Origin of the sequence: Carbonatibacter coralli (assembly GCF_039592655.1) — a bacterium.
Lineage (GTDB): Bacteria > Pseudomonadota > Alphaproteobacteria > Kiloniellales > Kiloniellaceae > Carbonatibacter > Carbonatibacter coralli.
Window position 1 is genome coordinate 61,922 of record NZ_JBBUTJ010000004.1, and the last position, 24,155, is coordinate 86,076.

20 protein-coding genes are annotated in these 24,155 nt (G+C 55.0%); 4 read left to right on the plus strand and 16 right to left on the minus strand.

Annotated elements, in window-relative coordinates:
• Nucleotides 1–208: 208 nt before the first annotated feature.
• Entirely contained in the window at nt 209–1,162 is a 954-nt protein-coding gene (locus AAAH10_RS10875) for an NAD-dependent epimerase/dehydratase family protein (protein WP_343563422.1), read from the plus strand.
• Nucleotides 1,163–1,255: 93 nt separating this feature from the next.
• Here the strand turns inward: AAAH10_RS10875 and AAAH10_RS10880 are convergent, their stop codons facing one another.
• The 3 genes from AAAH10_RS10880 to AAAH10_RS10890 are packed head-to-tail and all read right to left on the minus strand — an operon-like array spanning nt 1,256 to nt 5,412.
• Nucleotides 1,256–1,669 carry a response regulator gene (locus AAAH10_RS10880; RefSeq protein ID WP_343563424.1) on the minus strand — a complete coding sequence of 138 codons (414 nt, stop codon included), beginning with the start codon at nt 1,667–1,669 and terminating at the stop codon, nt 1,256–1,258.
• Nucleotides 1,635–4,229 (minus strand): ATP-binding protein, encoded by a 2,595-nt coding sequence (locus AAAH10_RS10885; protein ID WP_343563425.1) that lies wholly within the window; start codon nt 4,227–4,229, stop codon nt 1,635–1,637. The genes AAAH10_RS10880 and AAAH10_RS10885 overlap by 35 nt, the downstream gene beginning before the upstream one ends.
• A gap of 49 nt (nt 4,230–4,278) precedes the next feature.
• Entirely contained in the window at nt 4,279–5,412 is a 1,134-nt protein-coding gene (locus AAAH10_RS10890; protein WP_343563427.1) for an ABC transporter substrate-binding protein, read from the minus strand.
• 220 nt (nt 5,413–5,632) lie between these two features.
• On the opposite strand from AAAH10_RS10890, the gene AAAH10_RS10895 reads away from it, so the two are divergent.
• The 3 genes from AAAH10_RS10895 to AAAH10_RS10905 all read left to right on the plus strand — a co-directional run bounded on the left by AAAH10_RS10895 (nt 5,633) and on the right by AAAH10_RS10905 (nt 8,117).
• Nucleotides 5,633–6,001 carry a VanZ family protein gene (locus AAAH10_RS10895; protein ID WP_343563429.1) on the plus strand — a complete coding sequence of 123 codons (369 nt, stop codon included), beginning with the start codon at nt 5,633–5,635 and terminating at the stop codon, nt 5,999–6,001.
• 119 nt (nt 6,002–6,120) lie between these two features.
• Nucleotides 6,121–7,095: a UDP-2,3-diacylglucosamine diphosphatase gene (locus tag AAAH10_RS10900; protein ID WP_442490271.1), complete on the plus strand. Its 975-nt coding sequence runs from the start codon at nt 6,121–6,123 to the stop codon at nt 7,093–7,095.
• Nucleotides 7,092–8,117, plus strand: a complete 1,026-nt coding sequence (locus AAAH10_RS10905; protein WP_343563432.1) for a glycosyltransferase family 4 protein — start codon at nt 7,092–7,094, stop codon at nt 8,115–8,117. The genes AAAH10_RS10900 and AAAH10_RS10905 overlap by 4 nt, the downstream gene beginning before the upstream one ends.
• A 14-nt stretch (nt 8,118–8,131) precedes the next feature.
• Here the strand turns inward: AAAH10_RS10905 and AAAH10_RS10910 are convergent, their stop codons facing one another.
• The 13 genes from AAAH10_RS10910 to AAAH10_RS10970 form a co-directional block, all read right to left on the minus strand.
• Complete coding sequence (locus tag AAAH10_RS10910; protein WP_343563434.1) at nt 8,132–9,532, minus strand: ABC transporter permease; 1,401 nt, start codon at nt 9,530–9,532, stop codon at nt 8,132–8,134.
• Entirely contained in the window at nt 9,532–10,212 is a 681-nt protein-coding gene (locus AAAH10_RS10915) for an ABC transporter ATP-binding protein (RefSeq protein ID WP_343563436.1), read from the minus strand. The genes AAAH10_RS10910 and AAAH10_RS10915 overlap by 1 nt, the downstream gene beginning before the upstream one ends.
• 52 nt (nt 10,213–10,264) lie before the next feature.
• On the minus strand, nt 10,265–10,735 hold the full coding sequence (locus tag AAAH10_RS10920; protein ID WP_343563438.1) for a hypothetical protein: 471 nt from the start codon (nt 10,733–10,735) through the stop codon (nt 10,265–10,267).
• Between the two features lie 89 nt (nt 10,736–10,824).
• A complete protein-coding gene (locus tag AAAH10_RS10925) occupies nt 10,825–12,306 on the minus strand; it encodes an alkaline phosphatase (protein ID WP_343563440.1) in 1,482 nt (493 codons plus the stop codon).
• Between the two features lie 190 nt (nt 12,307–12,496).
• Nucleotides 12,497–14,311 (minus strand): methyl-accepting chemotaxis protein, encoded by a 1,815-nt coding sequence (locus AAAH10_RS10930; protein WP_343563443.1) that lies wholly within the window; start codon nt 14,309–14,311, stop codon nt 12,497–12,499.
• Between the two features lie 113 nt (nt 14,312–14,424).
• Entirely contained in the window at nt 14,425–15,423 is a 999-nt protein-coding gene (locus AAAH10_RS10935) for a threonine/serine dehydratase family protein (protein ID WP_343563445.1), read from the minus strand.
• A gap of 231 nt (nt 15,424–15,654) precedes the next feature.
• Complete coding sequence (locus AAAH10_RS10940) at nt 15,655–16,410, minus strand: M48 family metallopeptidase (protein WP_343563446.1); 756 nt, start codon at nt 16,408–16,410, stop codon at nt 15,655–15,657.
• Nucleotides 16,411–16,447: 37 nt separating this feature from the next.
• Complete coding sequence (locus AAAH10_RS10945) at nt 16,448–17,332, minus strand: bifunctional transcriptional activator/DNA repair enzyme AdaA (protein WP_343563447.1); 885 nt, start codon at nt 17,330–17,332, stop codon at nt 16,448–16,450.
• An 80-nt stretch (nt 17,333–17,412) separates the two neighbouring features.
• Entirely contained in the window at nt 17,413–19,068 is a 1,656-nt protein-coding gene (locus tag AAAH10_RS10950; RefSeq protein WP_343563450.1) for an ABC transporter ATP-binding protein, read from the minus strand.
• A 15-nt stretch (nt 19,069–19,083) separates the two neighbouring features.
• A complete protein-coding gene (locus AAAH10_RS10955; RefSeq protein ID WP_343563451.1) occupies nt 19,084–19,902 on the minus strand; it encodes an ABC transporter permease in 819 nt (272 codons plus the stop codon).
• A gap of 17 nt (nt 19,903–19,919) precedes the next feature.
• Entirely contained in the window at nt 19,920–20,876 is a 957-nt protein-coding gene (locus AAAH10_RS10960; RefSeq protein ID WP_343563453.1) for an ABC transporter permease, read from the minus strand.
• Nucleotides 20,877–21,033: 157 nt separating this feature from the next.
• Nucleotides 21,034–22,617, minus strand: a complete 1,584-nt coding sequence (locus AAAH10_RS10965; RefSeq protein WP_343563455.1) for an ABC transporter substrate-binding protein — start codon at nt 22,615–22,617, stop codon at nt 21,034–21,036.
• Nucleotides 22,618–22,657: 40 nt separating this feature from the next.
• Nucleotides 22,658–24,148: an aldehyde dehydrogenase family protein gene (locus tag AAAH10_RS10970; protein WP_343563457.1), complete on the minus strand. Its 1,491-nt coding sequence runs from the start codon at nt 24,146–24,148 to the stop codon at nt 22,658–22,660.
• Nucleotides 24,149–24,155: the final 7 nt, after the last annotated feature.

A 24,155-nucleotide genomic window follows, 5' to 3' on the forward strand; every position in this document is an offset into this window, starting at 1 on the left:
CTGTTCACAGGAGCAAAAGGGATGCCGTTTTGTTTTTTGTTGTTTTACAAGAGGTTATCTCTTTCCGGTTTTTCTTTTCTCAATTTGCGAAACATAAAGATTTGCAGATCGTGGAAAGGGAGATCTGCTCCTTCATTAACTGTTTGATATAAAAAGAAAAATGCTTTGGGCCTGATCCTTGCGATGTCTCCGGGGAAAGGAGAATCCCATGCCAAAATATTGTGTAACCGGAGGGTGCGGTTTTATAGGCTCAAATCTTGTGGATGCCCTGATTGATGAAGGCCACCAGGTTGTCGTTCTGGACAATCTCTCGACAGGAAAACTTGAAAATCTGAATCCAGAGGCGCAGCTGATCGTCGGGGATGTCTGTAACCCTTTTGATGTTCATCGTGCCATGGATGAAGCAGATGGCTGTTTTCATCTGGCTGCAATTGCCTCCGTTCAGAAGTCCAATGAGGACTGGGCCAATACGCACCGATGCAATCTGACGGGAACCATTCAGGTTTTCGAGGCAGCAGCGAAGAAGGACAGGCCGGTTCCCGTTGTCTTTGCCTCTTCTGCAGCGGTCTATGGAGACAACGCCTGTGTTCCACTGTCAGAGGAAGACAAGCCGTCCCCGATAACAGCCTATGGAGCGGACAAACTGGGAGCAGAGCTGCACGGACGTGTTGCAAGCCTTGTGCATTCTGTTCCGAACTTCGGATTTCGCTTCTTTAATGTTTACGGACCGCGGCAGGATCCCAGGTCTCCCTATTCGGGGGTGATGTCCATCTTTGCAGACCGTATCCTGCAGGGAGAACAGCTGGTGATTTTCGGGGATGGCGGACAGTCCCGCGATTTTATCTATGTCGCTGATCTCGTGCGTTTCCTGATGGCCGGTATGTCAAAATGCAAAAGCGGTCATGATGTCTTCAATATCTGTACGGGGATGCAAACGACGATCAAGGAGCTTGCCCAGTCCATGATACGCATTGTCGGACGGGACCCCGGAATTGTTTTCGAAGCGGAGAGAACCGGTGACATTCGCCTGTCTCTAGGAAATCCGCAGAAGGCCATCGCAACGTTTGGCATCAGGCCTGATGTCAGGGTTGGCGAGGGGCTTGAAAAGGTTCTCGGCTGGCTGCAGAAAGAGCGTGAGTCCGCTCTGGATGCTGCGGAATAGAGCGTCTTCCTGTCCCGGGTGAACCCGAAGGCAACAGAAACAGAAAAGGGCAGGTTCAACCTGCCCTTTTTGATATTCAGGTGAGGGAATGTCCTATGACTTTTGCAGGTGGTTCTGCCAGAGGTCCCGAACCTCTTGGGACAGGGTCATGGCATCAAAGGGCTTCGGGATCACGCCGATGGCACCGAGTTCGACAAGTCTGACGATTTCATCCGGCTGGCATTTGGCTGTGAGGAAGATGACCGGGATATCCCGCTTGGTTTCGGAGGGCAGGGTCCGGATTTTCTGCAGTGTGTCCGGGCCATCCATGTGGGGCATCATCACATCAAGCAAAATGAGATCCGGAAGAGAGCCTTCATCAAGACCGTCCAGATGATCGAGTGCTGCCTGGCCTGATCCAAAGCTGTCGACTGCAAAGCCGCCCTGTGTTTCAAGTATCAGGGCACCGATCATGCGCAGGTCGTCATCGTCATCAATGGTAAGTAATTTCTGTAGGTCTTTCGCCATAGTCTGCCTGTTCCGGTTTTGCTGTCTCGTCCCGTGCGGATGCTTCTTTCAGGGGGAGCGAGATTGTAAAGGTCGAGCCTTTGCCCAACTCGGATTCAACGGTGAGTTTTCCTTTGTGGGCTTCGACAATTTTCCGGCTGATATAAAGTCCCAGGCCGGTGCCGGGTTTGTCACCGTCATCGGAAGCGTCCTGTTTTGCAAACTTCTGGAACAGCTCCTGCTTGAAGGCATCGGAAATGCCTTCCCCGAAATCGGTGACATTGATCTGCAATTCGTCTGTTTCCGGAACCCGGGTCACGGAAAGCTCAATGGTCTGATTTACACGGGAGAACTTGGCAGCATTGGACATCAGGTTCGTGAGCACCTGTGACATCCGGTTCTTGTCGCACGAAAGGGTCAGGCCCGGAATCTCACCGACAATTTCAAAGCGTACACCGTATTTTTCAGCAAAGGGTGTGTTCAGAATCACGCAGTGCTGGAGCAGTTCGGTCAAATCATGTTCCCCGTACTCAAAGCGCATGGCTCCAGCTTCGAGTTTTTCAGTGTCCAGAATATCGTTGATCAGCAGTTTCAGGCGTTCGCTGTTTCTGTAGGCGACTGTGACCAGTTCCTTTTCACGGCTGTCGGGTTCGTGCTCCTTGAGCACGGTCATCAGGCCAAGGGAACCGTGGATTGCTGTGAGCGGTGTGCGCAGCTCGTGACTGACTGTTGAAATGAATTCCTTTTTCATCTCATCAATGCGTTTGCGCTCTGAAATGTCCTTTTGAATCCCGACATAGTATTTGAGTTCACCGGTTCTGGAGAAAATGGGATTCAGGCTCAGTTCATTCCAGAAGGAAGAACCATCCTTGCGATAGTTCTGGATTTCAACAGTGATGGCGCGCTGATCTTCGAGTGCGCTGGAAATCTGCCGGACGGTTTCCGGGTCTGTTTCCGGCCCCTGAAGGAATGCACAGGAATGACCGAGGATTTCCTCCTCCTCCCGTCCGGAGAGAGCTGTGAAAGCCGAGTTGCAGAAAATAATCGGATGACCCTTTTGCTGGCTGTCGCTGATGGTAACGCCCAGATCGATTTCCTCAATGGCTCTGGCCATGAGTTTGTTTTCCTCTGCAAGCTTCAGGATTTCCTTTTCCGTTCTCTTCTGCTCTTCAATGTCTGTTGCGGAGGAAATAAAACCGATAATTTCACCGCAGGGGCCCTTGATTGCCGTTGTCGAGAGAATGCAGGGTTTCCTGTGGCCGTGCCCCTGATGGAGTTCAACTTCCATCTCGTGGCGATCGGCAATGCGGGGCAGGTGCATCAGGGTATCGCAGTCATTCCCGGGCCTGTAGCCGAAATCGCGAACCAGAAGCTCCTGATGACTTTCCAGATTGGCCCGTGAAATGGCATCCTGAAGATAAAGCAGCGGTTCGCCTTCCCTGTTGGTAAAGGAGTTTTCTGCATGGCTGTTCTGCTTGTTGATTCTTCCATCCAGACCGAGCACGAAGACCGGCAGGGGAAGCCCCTGAAAGAGCTTGTCGATGTAATCCTTGGAAACAGTTGTGTTCTGAAGGGCTGACATGAGTTCATTGAAGGAAAGCTCAAGTTCTCTGACTTCGGTGATCTCGCTGACGGACAGGCGCAATGCCAGATCGTTATCCTCCCTGATTTCCTTGATCTGACGGGAGAAATCCCTGAGGTTCCTTGAAATCAGGCGCCCGGACAGCGACAGGGAAATGATCATGCCGCCCAGTGCAATGAGGATGAAGGCGATCATGGCCGCCTTGACATCCTCGACAGGTTCGAAGGCTGCTTCCTTTTCCTGTGCGGTGATCAATTGAAGTCCGCCTGTTCCGGGGATGGTGGCCTGCAGAATGGCCCAGTCTTCGTGGGCTTCCTGGGCAAAGGTCTTGCCTTCCATGAAACTGTCCTGATTGCCGGGGGTGGAAATCAGAACACTGTCTGCACTGGCAACGTTTACAATTCCGTTGATTGTTGAAACGCGCAGGAACCGCGACAGGGTCCGGGGATTGAAGTGGAGGATCATCGCTCCTTCGGGCAATCCGTTGATGGTGATCGGTGTGGCGATGATCAGGCCCTGCTCATTGACACGTTCAAAGCTTTGTCCGCCCAGCACATCCTGTAGCCAGGCCTCATCCAGATCGAGGTTCGGATTTTCTGTGTTGCTGTTGCTGGCGATGATGTCACCCTTGAAATCTGTCAGGATCAGATGTCCGCCATTTTGGGGTCCGGGGACATTCAGGGTTTTGAAAAGCTGGGGGATGTAGCTCCCTGCGCCGGCAGGATCGACAAAGGAGTTCACGATCAGCCCGTTGCGTGAAAGGTTGTTTAACCAGCTCCGCGTGTTTTCAAAGCGTTTGAAGAGGGTCTTGCAGGCCGCTTGCAACTGGCTTTGAATGTTTTCGTTCAGATGTTTTTCGATGGAATGGTAGGAAAATTCATAGGTGACCATGAAAACAGCCAGCAGGGCAGGGACCATAAAACCCAGAACGCGCCGGGACACAAAGCGCGTCAGGCTTCGTGTCGGCTTGTTTTCTCGGGTATCGCCGGTGGTGGTCATCTGAAGGGCTCCGTATACAGAGTGTTACAAATTATAGCGTCCGATGTGTTTATTGTGCCTTAACAATTTGACCGTTTGAGTTGTAGCGGTGAAGTCCGATATCCTCCAGGGACAGGGCTTCGTGGTTTCCGTTGGCAAAGGGGGCATCGTAGGTCTTGATGACACCTTCCAGATTCCGGATCTCCTGCAGGCCTGCGACAAGGCCCTCGCGTGACAAATTTCCGTTCAGGCGCAGGGCTTCTGCGATGAGCAGGGTCAGATCGTAACTGTGGGCGAGGCCAACAGCTGCAGGCAATCTGAAAGGTTCCGGGCAGGGGGCGTAGAGCGCGCAGTAGCGGGACTTGAACTGCTCTGCTCCGGGTTGATCCAGTGACCAGGTTTGCAGGAATGAAAGATCAATACTGTGAACAGCATCACCGGCAAAGGTTGGAAAGTCTGCAGCGGTAATGCCCCAGTGAGAGAGAACGGGAATTTCCTTTGGTGCTTCTTCCTCGGCCATGGCCTGAACAAAGGCGGCTCCCTCGGTTGCATTGGCGACGAGAATGATAATCTGGGCGTCTTCCCTTTGAATTCTGTCGATGTGTTTTTCAAAGTCCGCTTTGGTGGCACCCCAGAAGAACCAGTGTGTGCCTGTGATGGTAATATCGGTCTGATCAACAAGGGATTTCAGCGCCTTTTCGTTTGAAAGGCCCCACCCGGTTTTTTCAAGCAAAAGGGCAATGCGCTTGTAGCCCATGTTCTGAATCTGTTTCAGGAAAAACGGCGCTGCGTATTCATCCCGGACAGAAAGCCTGTAAACGTAGTTGGGTGAATATCCGTTCTCGACAACGCCTGTCCCGGCTGCCCAGGCACCAAGATAGGGTATTCTGTTTTCGTGAATGGCAGGCAGCTGTGCCAGGGCAACGGGTGTATGGACGCCGCCGATAATGGCCAGAACATCTTCGTCCTTCGCAATGGTTTCCACATTGTAGATGCCTCTGGCCGGGTTGGCTCTGTGGTCAAAAAGCTTCAGGCGAAGTTCTGCGCCGAGAACACCGCCATTGGCATTGATTTCATTCAAGGCCATTTCAATGCCGCGTTGCAGGGTCTGGCCGGCTTCCCGGGTGTTGCCGGACAGGTCGGCATCCAGTGCAAGATAGCGTATCGCGTCTGTCTGCTGGTCCTGGGCTGTTGCGGGTGTCAAAAAGCTTCTCAAAATGAAACTCAAAAAGAGAAAAAGCACTGCTGTGACAACTTTTTTGGAAAACCTGTGGGGTTGAAAAGCGTTCATTTTTCGAATTCCATTTATAAATCAGTGGTTTGTCATTTCTGACAAGCTTTTGCCTGTTACTGGGACACAGCAAGGAGCGTGCCGAATCTGAATGGCATGAGCTTTGCTCGGTGTTGGCCTGAAGGGAACAGCGATGAAAACTGTTATCTATTGTCTGATTGTCGTTTCAAATGCAGCGGCCTTGTTTGCCTCGCCTGACAGTTGTCTGACGCTCGACTTCTTCTGTCGTGCCTGGCTTCTGGAACCGGAGCATGACAAGTTGCTCCATTTGTCAGCCTTTTTTCTGTTTACCCTTGTGCTGCTGCACTGCTTTGAAGCGCATTCCGGCAAGCTTCTTCCGGTTCTCCTGTTGCTTTGCGGTGTGGCAGAGGCCGTGCAAATCTATATCCCGGAAAGGGAAGTCAGCTGGGGGGATGTCTATGCAAATTTCCTGGGTTTTTTATTGGGTTATGCCCTGTTTGCAGGGAGCAGGCTGCTCAGATCGGGGAGCCGTTTGTCCTAGGTTTTAAATTTCTTCTATTTTATTAAAACCAGAACGACAAAAAAGTTACCGAATGCTGTAACAATTGTTTGCTTAGGTGAGCGCATGGAATGAAGCGAGGCAGAAAAATGCAGTCATTCATGCGTACAGCACCCTTTTCCGAAGACCTGCCAAAGTCGGAAAAAACGACTTTGAACAGGGATGAAAAGACATCCTTCCAGCCTGCAAAAATGCGGGATCAGAACGCTCAAAAAGAGACAACGGGTCCTTCGGGGCGATCCGGAACTTACCGTACGATTTTCATTTCCGACGTCCATCTGGGAACACGGGGCTGTCAGGCAGAGCTGCTGCTCGATTTCCTGAAACACAATGAAGCCGATACCTTCTATCTTGTCGGGGACATTATCGACGGCTGGCGCATGAAGCGAAGCTGGTACTGGCCGCAGTCACACAACGATGTGGTCCAGAAGCTGCTGCGCAAGGCCCGCAAGGGTGCCAATATCATCTATGTCCCCGGCAATCATGATGAAGCCCTGCGCCAGTATGTTGGCCAGCACTTTGGCGGGGTCGAAGTCAAGCTGACCGACATTCATCAGGGGGCTGACGGTCGCCGTTATCTGGTGATCCATGGTGATCAGTTTGACAATGTTGTCCTGCATGCCAAGTGGCTGGCACATGTTGGCGACTGGGCCTATGGCATGATGCTAAACCTGAACACGGTGATCAGTCGTATCCGTCGCAGGATCGGCATGCCTTACTGGTCCCTTTCGGCCTATCTCAAGCTGCGTGTGAAAAATGCTGTCCAGTTTATCAGCGATTACGAACAGGCGGTCTGTCGCGAGGCCGCGAGGCATGAAGTGGATGGTGTGATCTGTGGACACATTCACCATGCGGAGGCCAAGATGATTGACAATATCCTCTATCTGAATGACGGGGACTGGGTTGAAAGCTGTACGGCGCTGGTCGAGCATCAGGATGGCCAGATGGAGCTGATCCGCTGGCACAGTGAAGATGGTCTTCGCACCGGACAAGCGGGTGCTGAAAGGGTTTCAGAGTCCTATGATCCGGTTTCCGGACGGTCTCTTGCTGCGAAAGAGGTTTCCGAGAGAGTATGACACGCATCGCTATCGTGACAGATGCCTGGCATCCCCAGGTCAACGGGGTCGTTCGCACCATGACGACTGTCGTCGACAGTCTGAGGAAGCAGGGCCATGACGTTCTGGTTGTCTCTCCCGATCTTTTCCGAACGGTTCCGATGCCGGGTTACAGCGAGATCCGCCTCGCTGTGCTGCCGGGCCGCAAGCTGTGCCGGATGCTGGACAGCTTCAGGCCGGAGAACATTCACATCTCGACCGAAGGTCCGCTGGGGTGGGGCGCCCGAAACTATTGCAAGCGCAACAAGCTGGCCTTCACCTCCAGCTATCACACGCGTTTCCCGGAATATTTCTCTGCACGTATCCCTGTGCCCCTGTCCTGGGGTTATCGTGTTGTTCGCAAGTTTCACGGCTGTTCCTCTGCGATGATGGTGGCAACGGCTTCCCTGCGCGACGAGTTGAGAGCGCGGGGGTTTGACAATGCTGTGGCCTGGACCAGAGGAGTGGATCTGGAGTGCTTTAATCCGGAGGGGGAAAGGGCACACTGTTTCGATGAGCCCCTCTTTCTCTATGTTGGACGGGTCTCGGTCGAAAAAAATATCGAGGCTTTTCTCGCGCTGGATTTGCCGGGCCGTAAAATGGTCGTCGGGGACGGCCCCCAACTGGAAAGCCTGAAGGCCCGCTGGCCGGAGGTTCTGTTCAGCGGTGCCCGTTTCGGAGAGGATCTGGCCGCCCATTATCGTTCGGGAGATGTCTTCGTCTTTCCGAGCAGGACAGACACCTTTGGCCTGGTGCTTCTGGAAGCCATGGCCTGTGGCCTGGCCGTGGCGGCCTATCCGGTGACCGGGCCGCTGGATGTGATTGCGGATGCAGAAGCGGCTGCACTGGATGAGGATCTGGGAGCTGCTGCACTCAGGGCGCTTGAACTGACCCGCAGGAACCCCGAAGAGGCCCGCAAACTTGCGAGCGCCCATGCACAGGGCTTTTCCTGGGCCCGGTGTGTACAGCGTTTCAGAGACAATCTGGTTCCGGTTCGCTCCTGATCCTGCTTTTCCGTTCAGTTCTGCCGCAGGTCTTCCAGGGCAGGTCGACGGATTGTCAGCCATGCAGGCAGCAGCGCCAGAGTGGCTGTCAGACTCGTAAAGGCGGCGACCAGATGCACTTCGGCCCAGCCGGGTGCAACGTCAATCAGAATGCTGGTGTGCTCTGTAATGAGGGCTGACAATCCCTTGCTGGTCAGATAACCCAGCCCGAAACCGGTCAGAGCACCCGTTAGGATGAGAGTGGTTGCGTAGCACCAGACCAGTGCAAAGACAAAACGGTCCGGGGCCCCCAGGGCTTTCAGCAATGCAAAGCGACGGCCAAGCAGCCGTGTCAGCATGACAAGGCCGGTAAGAACACCGGCCGTGACCAGAACCTCTGTGATCACAGCCATCAGTGACATGGCCTGGCGAATGTCGCCCATTACGGAATAGAGGCGCGTGAGAACCTCGCCGGGGAAGAAGGCCATGCTTTCGGCGGTTGTGAAGTCGGATCGCAGGGCATAGTTCGCCCAGAGCTGCTGTGATTTGACAATGATGGCAGGTGTGCCGGGGAAGTATTCCGGATGATAGGGTGGCCCCAGGCGATCCCGGTCTGAAGGGGCGTGCCCGTTGCTGAGGCCATGAACAGCCCAGACACCCTCAACCGGAACAAGTATGGCCTGATCCCAGGGAGTGCCTGTCGGTTTCATCCGGCCAACAACTTCATAGTCGAAACCGTGGTGTATGTTATCCGTTTCTCCGGCTTCGTCTTCTTCTGCATGATCATTGTGATCGCCATGTCCGTGACTGCCATGGTCGTGATCGTCATGGGCACCATCTTCAAACCCGTGCGCCGGTGTAAAGTGTTCACCGGTTTTCAGGGGAACCAGAGCTCCGACGACGGCTTCCTGTTCATGCTCAAAGAGACGTCCGCTTTCCAGAGGACCTGCGAGATGCTCCAGAAAGGCTGTGATTGTGCCCACGATCGGAGCGCCATTGTAGCTGTCACCAAAGGCAAGCGGGGCGGCCAGATCAACACGGTTGTCATTGGCAATCCGGTTGAAGGTTTCCCCGTCCAGCAGGGCCACATCGGAAGGCTGCAGGAAGACAGATGCCAGCAGCATCGTGATTTCGCTTCCCGGTGCGGAAATCACCAGATCGAATTTGTCGGTAGCCTGTGCTGTGCCTTTCCTCAATCCCCGTTCCTGTGTGATGAGGCCGACACCCAGACCGACTGAAACCGCAATGAGCAGGATCAGGACAAGATTTGTCCAGCGATAGCGCAGCATGAGGGACTGAACCAGCGGACGCAGGGAGAAGGAGCGTGTCAGATAAAGCCCCAGAACAAGGGTCGGAAGCAGCAGGACCAGTGTGAACAGCAGGTCCTGATAAAGCGGGGAGAGGCTGTACCAGAGGTTTTCAAGGCTGTGGAGCATCAGGCTTCTCCTCCGGATGACATCTGTCCATCCTCGATGGTGATGATGCGATCTGTTCTTTCAAGAAGGTACGGATCATGGCTGACGATCACGGCTGTTGTTTCCGTTGCCCTGCAGCTCCCGAGAAGATCCTCGATCAGCCGGTCTGCTGTCTTGCGGTCCAGACTGGCCGTTGGTTCGTCAGCCAGCAGAATGGAGGGCTGCCTGCTGAGTGCGCGGGCAATGGATACGCGTTGGCGCTCGCCTCCGGAGAGCTTGCTGACATCGCCTGTGCTGCTTGATCCCAGCCCCAGCATGGAGAGGGCAGCGTCAGCTTTTTCCCTGATTGTCCTGCGTTCCCGGGCGGGGGCAAAGGCAGAGACAAGGGCCGCGTTATCACGGGGGCTGAGTTCCTCGAACAGGAAGGCATCCTGAAAGATCAGGCCAATGCTGTTTTGCCGGAAGCGGGCTCTGTCCTTGCTGTTAAGTGCTGTCAGCTCGTTGTTGTCCCACAGAACCGATCCGGCAGCAGGTTTGACCAGACCGGCGAGGGTGTAGAGCAATGTTGATTTGCCCGCTCCCGAAGGGCCGCGCAGCCCCAGGATTTCTCCCTTTGCAAGCGAGAGTCGTTCCACCTGCAGCAGGGTGCGATCATCATCACCTTTTACGAGCAGGTCGGAAACCGCAAGTGAGCAGCCCATGTCAGAACCTTTGCTTTTGTGGAATCAGAAAAATAGGGAAAAGAGAGGAGGATCAGGCGCGTTCGTAACGGGCGTTGATGAGGCGCAGCTTGCTGAAGAAGCCTGTATCTGCGTCCTTGTGATTGCCCAGGGCAAGCTCGCCGGTCACCCAGAGTGGCCTGGTGAAGTGAACGACCTCGATGGTCCGCTGGGTATAGATCGCGAGAATGTCGTCCGGCCAGTCGGCCTCACCCTCGCAGAACGGGCAGACAGCCATGGGGCGCTTCGTCAAAACGAAAAAGGAGGAATCAGCCTTGAGGGGAGGTGCCATGTAGCCGCGGATGCGAACAATGCTTCCTTCAAGCTCTTGTGCTTTCCGGGAAAAATCAAGGGCTTTGGTGTAAAGCTCCCGCAGCTTGAGCGAGGGAATATCCTGAGCGGTGGCAGGATGAAAGGGAAGAAGACCGAGAGCGCCAAAAGCAGCTGCAGTACGCAGCAGGTGGCGTCTGTCAGGATCTGAAATCTTCCGGACGTGTTTCTTCATGGCAAAACCCTCTTGCAACCATGGTGCGCTACGGGTGTTTCTTTGTAAAGGGAGAAGGCCCCGGAGAATACGGGGCCTTCCTTCATTTTTTAGTGACTGTGCGCAGCCTGCATCATCACGTGGAAGATGAAGTTCTGCTCCACTGTGCCGTTCAGCAGGTGAGCCCATGGGCCACGGGCATAAACCGCAACGTCTTCGCCGGAGTGGGTTTCGTAATCCAGCGGGATCAGAGCCTGCTGGACGTAGTCCGGATCGACAGCCTCGTCCTGTGTGACAACCGGACGGGACCCCTGACCGCCTTCGCTCAGAATGGAGCCGATGCCGTTTGCGAAGGTTGCCACAGAGTAGGGCTTGCCGTCGTTTGCGAGGTTCAGTTCGCCTGTGTGTTTCTCACCGTCGGCATTGATGCCGTAGCACAGGCCGGTAATGGGAGTGCCGCGACCGCAGTAGCCATTAAAGGCCAGTGCGTGTTCGTGGTCGGCTGTGACGATGATGAGGGTGTCTTCGGGGCTGGTCATTTCCATGGCAACCCTGACAACCTCGTCAAAGGCAACGCCGTCCGTCACGGTGCGGTGCAGGTTGCTGTCGTGGCTTGCATGATCGACACGGCCAGCCTCAATGGACAGGAAGTATCCGTCCTTGTCGTTGGACAGGGCCTTGATGGCTTTTTCTGTCATCTCGGCAAGGGAAGGTTCACCGGTGCGGTCGTGCTCGTATTTCATGTGAGAGGATTCAAACAGGGCCAGGATCGGGGAACCATCAAGCTTGAGCCTTTTCGCAGAGACATCATCCCAGGCGTACTGCACACCGCTGGACCTGGCTGTTTCGATCAGATTTTTGCCATCCGTCCGCTTGCCGTTCTTGCCTTCCTCGTCCGTGGCTTCCTTTGGCAGGAAGTGACGGCGGCCGCCACCCATGGCGAGGTCAACAATCCCCTTGTCCATTGCTGTGATCAACTGGGAGGCAATGTCCGGTGTTGTACAGTCTTCGGGCAGTTTGGAGTCGTCTTCGAAATTGCGATCTGCCGCGTGTGCGTAAGCAGAAGCCGGGGTTGCGTGTGTCAGGCGTGCCGTGGAGACAACACCGACTGCTTTGCCCTGTCCGGACAGGATTTCCGCAATCGAATCAACACGGGCGGACGCGACGGCACTGCAATCGCCACGGTTCAGGGTTTCATCAACACCAACGACCCCGGCCTTGGTTTTCACACCGGAGTGCATGGCTGTGCCGGTTCCGGCTGAATCCGGTGTCTGGGCGTTTGTGTTGTATGTCTTGACCAGAGCCAGATGTGGCAGCTGCTCTTTGAACATGACGTTTTCATCACCATAGCCACCCTTCTGCTGACCCTGATAGAGGCGGGTCGCATAGTTGGAGCCGACGCCATTACCATCTGCAATCAGCAGGATGATGTTTTTGGCTTTGCTGGTGATTGGAGCCACGGCCATTTTGGCTTTCAGCTCCTGCTGGGCGGCTTTGTACCACTCGTTCTTTTCCTGTGTGACGTGGCCGCCGGCAAGGGCAGCACCACCAAGAAGGGAGAGAGCGGTTGAAGCAATGAGAAGGCGTTTCATTGTTAACCTCGGTCAATAATTTAAAATAGGAAACCAGCAAGGGATATCGGGTGCAGATTTCCTTAAAATGTTGTTTTTATTACAGTTTCGTTTCCGGGTTTTGTGAGGGGCTGTTTCGCAGAAGTTGAAAAATGAAAAAAGGCCTGCCCTTAAAAGGGCAGGCCTTGATCTGTTAGGGTGTGGTCCGTTTCTAGACAGCGACAGCCAGTTCTTCTGTTGCAGGTGTGTCCTCGCGATTGCGCTTGCGGCGATCGTTTTCAACAGGCACATCCCGTTGACGACGGTCAACATCGCTGTGAGACGAGCGAACAATGCGGTTCAGAATGGTCTGAAGCTGGCCGATCTCTTCCTCGATGGAACCCGCGTAATCCTGAACGGAGGCAGCAATTTCCTGGGAGTGCTGGGTTTCTGTGGAAACCTGTGTGATCTGCACGGTTACTTCGTTGGATGCTTCGGTGGTCTCGCTCACCGTGTGGCTGATTTCCTGTGTGGTGGAATCCTGCTCCTGCATGGCAGCAGAGATTGTTGCGGAAATCTCGTTCATGTCCTCGATGACTGATGTGATGCTGTTGATGGCACCGACACAGGTCGAGGTCTTGCTTTGCATCTCGTTGATCTGGCGTTCGATTTCACCCGTTGCCTTGGCGGTCTGGTCTGCAAGGTTTTTCACCTCGGAGGCCACGACAGCAAAGCCTTTACCGGCTTCGCCTGCGCGGGCGGCTTCGATGGTTGCGTTCAGGGCGAGCAGGTTGGTTTGTTCTGCAATTTCCTGAATCAGGGAGACAACTTCGCCGATCTTCTGGGAGGCTGCATTGAGATCTTCCATCGCTGCTGCGGTTGGCTTGGCCTTTTCGGCTGCATCGCGGGCAATGGAGTTCTGGCGGTCGACCTGACCGACAATCTCGCTGATGGAGGCTGAAAGCTGTGTGGTTGCCGAGGCGACAGTCTGGGCATTGCGCAGGGATTCCTCTGCCGCTGCCGCAACACTTTGTGCGTTGGAGCTGACCAGTGTCGAGGACTGGGTCATCTTGTCAGCCATCTCACGCATGCCTGAAGCGTTGCCGGCCACAGAGCTTACGGCTTTCTGTGTTTCCTGCTCGACACGCTCGGCCATTTCCAGCAGTGCTTTCTTGCGTTCTGCTTCCAGACGGCCCTGGGCACGCTTCTGTTCTTCTTCCAGTGCATGAACGCGGATGGCGTTTTGCTTGAAGATATCAACGGCATTGGCCATTTCGCCAATTTCGTCAGTGCGTTCCATGCCCTTGACTTCGACAGAAAGATCCTTGTTTGCAAGGGAACACATGGCTGTTGTGATGTCATTGATGGAGCGGGACAGACCGCGACCGATCAGACCGCCGATCACCAGACCCAGCACGATCCCGACGCCACCGATAAGGCTCATCAGGAAGATACCCTGTTTCTCGGTTTGCAGAGCGTGTTCGGCAGACTCTTCAGTGAAGCGATCCAGCTCAAAGAGAAGCTCTGCAAGAGTCGTGTCCATCTTGTGCTGCTCTTCCTCGATTTTGTGAACCAGTGAGTCCGGAGCCTCTGAATTCTGACGGATTGCACTGATCAGCTGTGCAGCGTGCTCTTCGTAGAGTTTGTGTTCGTGTTCAATCTGGGTCAGCGCGTCCAGGACGAGCTGGAATTCCTTGCGTGCCTCTTCTGTCAGGGCAAGGGTCACTGCCTCCGCTGCAAGCTCTTCACCTTCACGGAGTTCCCTGTTGATTTTCAGGGACAGGGCATCAAAGGCAGCCATGTCGCGATCAAAATCAGCTCCTGCTGTGATGCCTCTGGAGCGCAGGGCGCGTTCCATCAGGATCGCCTGTTCGAGCTGGTGGACTGTAATTGCCGTGACCTTGGAAGTAAGGGGAATGTCCTCATGGGCGATTTCTGTCAACTCATCGCCAACCTGAATCATTTTGGTAATGCCGACACCTGCAATCGCTATGGCGATAGCGGAAAGCAGTCCGACGATCATGAAAATCCGTCCTGAAATAGACATGTTTCAAGCCTTGCTGTTACTGAATATTATCGTGTTCATTTCCCTTTCTTTTAATGAGGGCTTTATTAAAATTTGGTTTAAATTTTCACATATTGAAGGTGGGGATTCCTGCCTCACGCAATATCCATTGCAGACTTTAAAACGGACTGGTCGATATTGCCGCCGGACAGAACCACAACGGAAACTGTTCCGGAGGATTGGATGTCGTGTTTTGCAAGCGCTGCCAAACCAACGACTCCGCCGGGTTCCACAACTGTCTTGAGATAGAGGACTGCATCCCTGACTGCGCAAAGGGCTTCCTGATCACTGACTCTGGAAACTCCACTCAGGGTTTTATAGTTTATGGGGAAGGTTATCTCTCCGGGTTGCTCGGTCAGAATGGAATCACAAACGGAGCTTTCCGTTTTTTCGTTCACTTCACGTCGGCCGCTTTTCAGCGAGCGCCAGGTGTCATCGTGCTTTTCGGGTTCGACAGCCCAGACCTCTGTTTGCGGGCTTTCGTGCTTGATGACCAGGGACAGACCGGCCACCAGACCGCCTCCGCCAATCGGAGCGAAGAGTCGGTCAATCTGTTCGACTCCCAGTTCACGTGCCTGTTCCATGATTTCCAGGGCGATTGTGCCCTGACCGGCAATAATGCGGGGATCGTCGAAAGGTTTGATCAGAGCCCGACCCGAGCCTTCCAGCAGGCGGGAGGCTATCGTCTCCCGGTTTTCATTGTAGCGGTCATAGAGAACGACTTCAGCCCCATAGGCCTCGGTGTTCCTGCGTTTCAGTTCCGGCGCATCTGCGGGCATGACAATCGTCGCCCTGATACCGAGCTGTTTTGCCGCATAGGCCATTCCCTGGGCGTGGTTGCCTGATGAAAAGGCCACGACCCCGGCCTCGCGTTCAGCCGGTGACAGCTGGAGGAGGGCATTGAAGGCCCCGCGCAGCTTGAAGGCTCCGGTCCTTTGCAGGGCTTCTGCCTTGAAGAGAACGCGATGGCCCAGCTTTTCATTCAGCAGGGGAGCTTCCAGAAGAGGCGTGCGGAACACGCGGTTCTCAATGCGCTTGCGGGCTTCCAGAATGTCATCGAACCGGATGGGGAATGTGCTGAAATCAATCGGCATGGCCTGTCCTCTTTTCATTTTTGGCAAACGATAGCACAGGGCAGGGAAAAGCAAAGCCTTGTTCCGGCAAAAAATTTCGGCAAAAAAAAGCCTCTGTCAGAAGACAGAGGCCAGTGTGACTATTGAATAAGAGAGATAGCTCCGGAGTTCGCACAACTCCTGAACTGATTTAAGAGATAAACCGATTCTTTTATGGCAACCTTGATCTGCATCAATTGCTGAGAGTGAATCTCATTTTTTGTTTCCGAAAGCGTGCAATGTGTTGCCGTTTGCTTTCAACCACTGTTCTGCAGCGTTTCTGTGCGGGGTGAGCTGATCCAGATAGCGCCAGAATGCGGGGCTGTGGTCCAGGTGTTTCAGATGGGCAACTTCATGGGCGACAACATAGTCCAGTACGAAGGTCGGCGCCATGATCAGCCGCCAGGAAAAGTTGAGATTGCCCTTGCCCGAACAGCTTCCCCATCGGCTGCGGGTGTCTTTCAGGCGCACGGAGTTCACAGACAGCCTTTCCTGTTCTGCAAGAGCACGGGCCTTGGCTGACAGTTCCGTGCGGGCCTCCCGTTTGAGGAAATCCAGCACACGTCGCGGTGCATGGTCTTCGTGGCAATAGAGCCTGAAGCTGTTGCCTTCCAGTGACAGGGAGGCTGAGCCTCGGGGGCGCTGTGCTGGTGGCTGTATCGAAAGTTCATGGTTCTGTCCCCTGAGAGGAACAGTTTTGAAGGGTCTTTCCGCATCATCTGTTCTGCCCTGACTCAGACGGACTTCAACCCAGTCGCGATTTCTGACGAGGAAATCCTGTATCTCGCTCTCCCTTACAAAGGTGGGGGCGACGACTTTCAGACGTGTACCGCATGGCAAAATCCGCAAGGAGAATTTCCGGCTTGTCGGATGCCGCTGAATGGTGACGGGCAAGACCCGTTCTGTCAGCTCCAGACTGGTTTCCTTCAGAGGCGGTTGTTTGCGGGAAAAGAGGCGGCGTTTGAGCATTCTCGCACGATAAACGACTGCTCCTTGCCGGTCATCCCTAAACTGCCTGGTCCGAGAGCTGAATGGCTTCCTGGTCCAGCAGGGCTTTCTTGCGCTGAACGCCCCAGCGATAGCCTGTGAGGCTGTCGTTGCTGCCGATAATGCGATGGCAGGGAATGATCAGGGCAACCGGATTGGTCGCACAGGCACGCGCAACGGCCCGGCTGGCTTTTGGGATACCCAGTGTTTCGGCAAGCTCCTGATAGCTGCGGGTCTCTCCGGCCGGAATTGCCATCAGGGCCTGCCAGACTCGGTACTGGAAGGCGGTGCCCTGAACATCCAGCGGGAGTTCGGGATGGGGAAGGGTACCGGCAAGGTAATCCAGAACTGTTTGGAGAGCCGGTTCTGTGGCCGTCTGGTTGCGCTGGATTTCACTGGCATTGGGGAACTCGTCATGGAGTTCCCTGACAAGCGTGTCCTGATCTGTTCCAAGAGCCAGAAAACAGAGTCCCTTGTCTGTGGCCGCAACCAGCAGATGATCTTCGGGAAAATTCGCCGGGCAGGCGGCAATGCCGTAGTTCATCCGTGCGCCTTCTCCACCCCGTGCATAGGAAGACGGCGTCATTCCCAGATGTCCGAGAGCATTTTCATAGGCGCGGGAGGAGGAGGCGTAACCGGCTTCGTACAGGGCTTCTGTGACGGACCCGCACTGTCTGAGTGCCTTGCGAAAACGGTCGGATCGCAAGGCTTCTCCGTAATCGCGCGGAGAAACACCCAGGGCTTTTCTGAAAATGCGTTGAAGGTGCCACGGGCTGTAGCCGAAGATTTCCCCGAGTTTTGTCAGGGAAACGACCTCGCCTTCCTGTTCTTCCAGATAGCTGCAGATTTGCAGGACGAGATCTTTTCTGGATTTGGGGAGCGCTTGGGACAGTGAGGCTTTCATGATCACGACTTCATAGCTGGGTTGTTGATGAAGCCATTATGAACACATGAAGAATGCCTCACTATCCGAATGTTGTGCTGCTAGCTGTCGGGCGTGGTGATGCCCTTGCTTGCACGGTCCGCCAGCAGGCCTGTGAGCCAGTCCGGATCCATCTCCGGAACAGAGGACAGAAGCAGGTCTGTGTAGGCCTTGTGTGGTGGTGTGAAGATATCCTCGCATTCACCAACCTCGACCACCTCGCCGTGCTGCATGACAACGACGTCATCGGCAATGGCGCGAACCGTTGCCAGATCGTGGGTGATGAACATATAGGTCAGCCCCAGATCCTTTTGCAGCTTGAGAAGAAGTTTCAGGATGCCCTCGGCAACCAGCTGGTCCAGAGCAGAGGTCACCTCGTCGCAGATGATGAAGTCCGGCTCGGCTGCAAGCGCACGGGCAATGCCGATCCGCTGTTTCTGACCGCCGGAAAGTTCGGATGGCAGGCGGTCGATGTAGTCATCCGGATTCAGTTCGATCTGGGTCAGCAGCTCGCGGATACGTTTTTCCTTTTCCGCACCTTTCAGGCCGAGATAGAACTCGACGGGGCGGCCGATAATTTCCCGGATCCGCTGTTTCGGATTCAGCGCAGTGTCAGGAATCTGGTAGATCATCTGGATGTGCCGCAACTGATCTCTGGACCGCTTTTCCAGCCTTGCCGGGAGTTCCTCGCCGCGGAACATGATCTTGCCTGCACTCGGGGGCAGAAGACCTGTCATTGAACGTGCGGTTGTCGATTTGCCCGAACCGGACTCGCCGACGACAGCCACGGTGCGACCGGGGTGAATGTCAAAGGAGATATCCTTCAGGGCCTTGAAGCTGCCGTAGTGGGCATCAACATTTTGCAGGGACAACAGCGGCTGGGCCCCGGGTTCAACAGCCGGTTTGACGTGGCGCTGAACCTGGCGCACGGCCCAGAGGGACTTGGTGTAGTCTTCCTTCGGGGTGTCCAGCATCTGTTTGGTTGGGGCTTCCTCGACAAGATTGCCGTAACGCAGAACCATGATGCGATCAGCCATCTGGGCGACAACGGCAAGGTCGTGCGTGATATAGATCGCAGCCGTGTTGAACTGCTCGACGATGTCGCGAATGGCGCTGAGAACCTCGATCTGGGTTGTAACATCCAGAGCAGTTGTGGGCTCGTCAAAGACAATCAGATCAGGACGGCAGGCCATGGCCATGGCCGTCATGGCGCGCTGAAGCTGGCCGCCGGAAACCTGGTGAGGATAACGGAAGCCAATCTCGTCAGGGTTTGGAAGGCGCATGCGGCGATAGAGATCAATCGCATCGGTTTCGGCTTCTTCCCGTGGCATGACGGAGTGCTGGACCGGGGCTTCCGAATACTGGTCAATCAGCTTGTGCGACGGGTTGAAAGACGCCGCGGCAGATTGGGCAACGTAGGCAATGCGCTTGCCCCGCAGGTCGCGTTTGACGCTTTCCTTTTCCTGTGCGAGGTCCATGCCGTCAAAGACGATTTCCCCATCTGAAATGCGGCAGCCGTCCCGGGTAAAACCCATGGAGGCCAGGCCGATTGTGGATTTGCCCGCACCGGACTCTCCAACGAGACCGAGAACCTCGCCACGGTGAAGGTCCAGATCAATGCCGTGGACAATCTCGTTCCACTGTTCCTGGGACCGTCCTTCGATTTTCAGACCGCGTACACGCAGCAGCAGGTCGTTTTTCTGTGATGTTTCTGTCATGTTCAAACTCCCTGCTTATTCTTTCAGACCACTGGACTTGTGCAGCATCCAGTCCACAACGAAATTGATGGAAACTGTCAGCAGAGCGATGGCTCCGGCCGGGATCAGTGGTGTGATATCGCCAAAGGAGATCAGAATGGCATTGTCCTTGACCATTGCACCCCAGTCCGCGGTCGGAGGCTGAATGCCGAGACCAAGGAAGGAAAGAGAAGCGATGAATAGGAAGACGAAGCAGAAACGCAAGCCGAACTCAGCGACGAGGGTCGGAGTGATGTTGGGCAGGACTTCGCGCCAGATAATGCGCGAGGTACCTTCCCCCCGAAGCTTGGCTGCTTCCACATAGTCGAGAACGACGATCGACTGAGCTGCTGCACGGGCCAGACGGAAGACTGGGGCCAGATAAATCAGCGCAATCACGGCGACCATGTTGATAATGGATGTGCCGACAATTGCCAGAATCATGAGAGCCAGGATCAGGGAGGGGATCGACATCAGCACGTCGACGATACGGGAGAGTATCATATCAAACCAGCCGCCTTTCAGGGCGCTGAGCATGCCAAGGAAAGATCCTACGGAAAAGGCGATGGCTGTCGTCAGAAGAGCCAGTCCGACGGTGTTGCGTGCACCGTAAATCATGCGGGACAGCATGTCCCGTCCGAGATTGTCCGTGCCCAGGATGAACTCGTCACTCCAGGGAGCGTATTGCGGTCCGACAACTTCGGTTTCGCTGTAGGGCGCCAGAATGTCTGCAAACACACCCATGAAGGCAATCAGGGCAATGACAATCATGCCGAACCACGCGGATGCAGGAGCTGTTTTTAAAAGTGTCCACATTGTTATTATACCTCCCCTTAACGAGCGTGCCGCAAACGCGGATTTGACAGGATTGATAAGATATCTGCCAAAAGATTCAGGAAGATAAAGGTTCCTGCGAAGATTAGGCTGATCGCCTGAACGACAGGGATGTCACGCTTGGAAACGGCATCGACCAGCATTTGTCCCAGGCCCGGGTAAACGAAGACCACTTCCACAACGACAACGCCAACGATCAGGTAGGCCAGGTTCAGGGCGATGACATTGATAATCGGGGCCAGCGCATTGGGCAGGGCGTGGACGACAATAATGCGAAGGGGAGACAGACCTTTCAGTCTCGCCATCTCGATATAGGGCGTGGCCAGCAGGTTGATGATTGCTGCCCGGGTCATCCGCATCATGTGGGCAATGACGATCAGGGTCAGGGTCAGGGCAGGCAGGAAGGTTCGGTAAAGAGCCTCGCCCAGAGGTTCGTCACCGATGATCTTGGCAATCGGCGGGAAGTAGAGGTTCTGAACCGCCAGAAAAAGGATCAGCAGATAAGCCATGAAGAACTCCGGAAAGGAGATCGATGTCAGGGCAAAGACGTTTGCTGAACGATCAAAAACAGAGTTGCGGAACAGGGCGGAAAGAACACCGAGGATCAACGCAACAGGAACAGCAATGACGGCTGCATAGGCCGCGAGGAAAAATGTGTTTTTCAGACGATTGTCAAGAAGCTCGGCGATGGGCCGCTTGTTGGCCAGGGAATTTCCGAGATCTCCCTGGAAGACTCCGGCAAGCCAGTCGATGTACCGGGTGAGCGGCGGTTTGTCGAGACCAAGCTCTGCCCTGAAGGCTGCCAGTGTTTCAGGCGTTGCGGATTGCCCCAGAATTTCCTGTGCCAAATCGCCGGGGAGCAATTCGACACCTGCAAAAATCAGAATGGAAACGACGAAAAGTGTAATCAGGCCCAATGTCAGGCGCTGACCTATTAAAACAACCAGGCTGTTCATAAGTTACCAATCTATCCCTGTCCGGACTTTTATTTGTGTTTTTGTTGCTTTGTTTTTTTGTGACTCACAGAACGTGAGTCGTGAAACTATGCCACAAAAGATCGGAAGGGGTCGACTATTATGTCGACCCCTTCCTGTTTTTTGCTGAAAAGCGGGGTCAGGCGACCCACCAGCGCTCGATAAAACGCTGACTGTCCAGATCCCACATCTCAGTCACGGCTGCGGGCTTTTTCACCTTGTCACTCATGGCGGACACATATTGTCCGAACATGGGAATGATGGCTCCGCCCTCGTTGCTGCAGATGCTCTGCATTTCACCGTACATTTCCGCGCGTTTGCCCTGGTCCAGTTCGGCGCGCGCAGACACCAGAAGCTCGTTGAAGCGCGGATTTTTCCAGCGGGTCTCGTTCCAGTCGGCACCGGCTGCGTAGGCTGCGGAGAACATCAGGTCCGGTGTCGGGCGTCCCCCCCAGTAGCTTGCGCTGAAGGATTTTTGCAGCCAGACGTTGGACCAGTAGCCGTCGTTTGGTTCGCGGTGAACCTTGACATTGATACCGGCAGCCTTTGCGCTCTCCGAGAAAAGAAGGCTGGCATCAACGGCACCGCCAAAGGCAGCATCCGCAGTGTGCAGGGTCACATCCAGAGACGACAGCCCGGCCTGTTTCAGGTGGAACTTTGCCTTGTCGGGGTCGTAGCTGCGCTGTTCCAGTTCCGCATTGAAGTAGGGAACCGAAGAGGAGATCGGCTGATCGTTGCCAACAGCGCCGTAGCCCTGCAGGACCTTCTCGACCAGTTCCTCGCGGTCAATGGAGTATTTCAGGGCCATGCGGACGTTTACATCGTCAAAGGGTGCCGTGTCGGTGTGCATGGGCAGGGTGTAGTGGAGGGTCCCGTTTTGCGTGTGGATGTTGATGCCCGGGCGACGCTTGAGCAGGTGGATGGTTTTCAGATCGGGGCGGTCGATCAGATCAACCTCTCCTGTCATCAGGGAGTTCAGACGCGCGGCAGCATCTGCAATGGCGAGAATTTCCACCTCGTCGATATGGGCGCGGCCTTCCTTCCAGTAGCCGTCACGGCGTTTCAGCAGGGCGCGAACACCCGGCTCGAAAGCTTCGATTGTGTAGCCTCCCGTGCCGATCGGGCTCAGGGGATCAATCTTGCCGTCGACAGCCTTGCGAATGCCGAGGTGATAGTCGTTGAAGACAAACGGGAAGTCCGCATTGCCGCTTTCCAGCTCGAAAACAACAGTGTGGTCGCCCTGTGCTTTCATGGCGCTGATCTGTGCAAGCAGTGGCTTGATGCCCGATTTGGATTGCTCGCTCATGTGGTGGTTCAGGGTTGCGATGACGTCGGCCGACGTCAGCTTGCTTCCGTCAGAGAAGACAACATCGGAACGCAGCCTGAAGGTCCAGACCTTTGCATCGGGTGTGGCTTCGTAGCTTTCTGCCAGTTCACCGGCTGCCTTGCCATCCGGTGTGATCTCTGTCAGGCCGTTGAAAACGGCATAGCCGATTGCAAACATGAAATCGTTGTTGAAAGTTGCCGGGTCCAGAGAGTCTGTTGTGCTGCCCTGTTGGAAGCCGACTTTCAACTGGCCTCCCTTTTGTGGTGTTTCCGCAGCCTGTGCGGCAAAGAGGGAAGCTGTGGATGCTGTTGCACCCAGAGCCATTGCCCCTGCCATAAATTCGCGGCGGCCAATCATCCCTTTGACGAGGGCAGATTGAAGGTCTTTCATGGACATGAATTAAGTCTCCCTGTTTCAGAACATGTCGATGGTTTTGCTAGAGCCTGACGGCGATGGACTTGGTCTTGGTGTAGGCATCGAGGCCTTCCCAGCCCTTTTCGCGGCCAAAGCCGGACTTGCCGTTACCGCCAAACGGCAGTTCAATGCCGCCTGCCCAGTAATCGTTGATGGTGATCTGGCCGGCATCCAGCTCGCGTGCCAGGCGCAGGGCGCGGCTGATGTCGCGGCTGTAAACACCGGCCACCAGACCGAACTCGGTCGCATTGGCGGCCTGAATGGCGTCTTCATCTGACTTGACAACCTGGACAGCCAGAACAGGACCAAAGATTTCCTCCTGAACGGCGGCGTCATCTGTCGCAAGGCGGTCGATGATGGTGGGCTCAAAGAACCAGCCCTGGCCCGTTTCCTGATCTGTTGTGACATTGCCGCCCGTCAGGATGCTGCGTCCGCGATCCCTTGCGGCATCGACGTGTGCCTTGACGCGACCGAGATGCAGGTCGGAGTTGATGGCTCCCATATCCGGGTTGCGCAGACCATGACCCCACTTCAGCCCTTTGGTTTTTTCCAGCAGGCGGGACATTACGTCGTCGTGGATGCTGTCGTGCAGGACCAGTCGGGACCCGGCAGAGCAGATCTGGCCGGCGTTTGAGAAGATCGCCCAGAGCGCGCCCTCGGCAACGGCCTCCACATCGCTGTCGCTCAGGGCGACCAGCGGAGATTTTCCGCCCAGCTCAAGGGTCAGGCGCGTCACGTTCGGAGCCACAGCCTGCATGACGTTCACGCCGGTTCCGACTGAGCCTGTGAAGGTCACGTGCTTGACGCGAGGGTCGACCACGAGAGGGGCCCCGGCCGTGCTGCCCAGACCTGTCACGACGTTGACAACACCATCCGGAACACCGGCCTCGCTGAGAATTTCTGCGATCAGAAGGGCTGTGTAGGGTGTTGTTTCCGCCGGTTTGGCAACGACGGAGCATCCTGCCGCCAGAGCGGGGGCAACACCGCGAACAAAGGTGGATGTCGGATAGTTCCACGGGATGATGTGTGCCGTCACTCCGACAGGCTCGCGGCTCGTCCAGGCTGTGAGGTCCTCGCCCATGTTGATCGAGCGTCCGTCAAGCTTGTCGGCGGCACCTGCATAGTATTGCAGGAGGCGGGCAGAGTTTCTGACGTCACCTTGCGCTTCGACAAGGGTTTTGCCTGAGTCGATCGTCTCCATGACAGAAACAATGGCTTCGTTTTTCAGCAGCAGTTCCGAGGCTTTGTTGAGAATGTCACAACGCTGCGAAGGTTTCATCCGGCGCCAGATTTCAAAGCCTTTCTGGGAAGAGGCAACAGCGTCATCAATATCTTTCGCGTTGCCTGTTGCGAATGTGCCAATGACTTTGCCATTGCCCGGATCGAAACTTTGCAGCATTTCCCCTGTGGAGCCCGCAACGAATTTACCGTCAATAAAATGACCGTTCGGCAGGTTTGGCAGCTTGCCGTGGTCGAGATAATCGGAAACGAGTTGTGCAGTTGTATCAGTCATTACTGGA